General features: G+C 44.6%; 1 protein-coding gene. It reads left to right on the top strand.

Annotated features, from left to right (window positions below):
• Positions 1-1,268 (top strand): SLBB domain-containing protein (locus EO766_RS18175; RefSeq protein WP_287101797.1); only part of this gene is annotated, 1,268 nt, incomplete at both ends.

Here is a 1,268-nt window from a genome sequence, read left to right as displayed (position 1 = left end):
CAGGATGGCGATGTAATTAGTGTGGCCCCTTATCAATTGCGGGTAGCCATTAAAGGTGCCATTAAAAAGCCCGCCATTTATGAGCTGGGTGCAGCAGATAATCTTTCCACCGTATTGCAATACAGCGGCGGTTTTGCCGATATTGCCTATAAAGCCAGGGTACGCATACAACGTTTTGGCACTGCCAACCGCGAAATGTTAACCATACCTGCCAATCAGTTCCAACAATTCAAATTGGTATCGGGCGATGCCATATTGGTAGATAGTATTGCCAATCTGTATGCCAACAGGGTATTGGTAAGCGGTGCGGTGTACCATCCCGGCACTTATGGTTTAAACGATATGCCTACCCTGCAACAATTGGTAAAAGCGGTGCAGCCCAGAGAAGATGCGTATGTAACCCGTGCCGTTATCCGCCGGTTAGATAAAGATTACCAGCCTTTGCTCCTGAATTTTAATGTGCAGGATGTAATGGATGGTAAATACAATATTCCGCTGCAGCGGGAAGATTCCATCCATATTTATGCCATACCCGATGTACGGGAAAAATACCGGGTAACCATTACCGGCGAAGTGAATAAACCCACTCAGTATCCTTTTGCTGAAAATATGAAGGTGGAGGATTTGATTTTAATGGCCGGCGGACTAAAAGATGGGGCTAGCTTAAAACAAATTGAAGTTTCTCGCCGCATTCGTAACGCCAATAATGGTACCGACTCTAATGCCTATGCTATTATTAAAGAAATTAACCTAACTACCGATAATCTGGCCAATGATACCGCCAATAATATCAGTCTGCAACCCTTCGATATTGTTTCTGTTCGCCGTTCACCATTGTATAAAGACCAGATTACCGTGGAGGTACAAGGCGAGGTACTCTATCCCGGCCAATACACCGTATCAGCCAATACCGAACGGTTGAGTGATGTGATTAAAAGAGCCGGTGGTTTAAAAGAAGATGCCTATCCATCCGGGGCCATCCTCATCCGCAATACTTACCAGCAGCAAACAGCGGCAGATAGTACGCTGATTAATAATAAACTGAATGCCTTAGAGGCCCAAAGCGGTAATGCTTTAAACACTACTGATGCTAATGGTGCAGCCCTTTTAACCGACAGTACCCAAAAAAGCCAGTTAGAAGCTTCCATTACCGAAGCCAAAAAGCAGGTAGGTATCCGTTTAGGGGAGGCATTGAACAACCCAGGTTCTGTATATAATTTACTGTTAGAAGAAGGGGATGTAATTAAAGTACCCAAACAATTGCAAAC

This window comes from Hydrotalea sp. AMD (genome assembly GCF_004100315.1).
Lineage (GTDB): Bacteria > Bacteroidota > Bacteroidia > Chitinophagales > Chitinophagaceae > Hydrotalea > Hydrotalea flava.
Note: the sequence above shows the minus strand (reverse complement) of the source record. Positions and strands in the feature narration are given on the sequence as shown.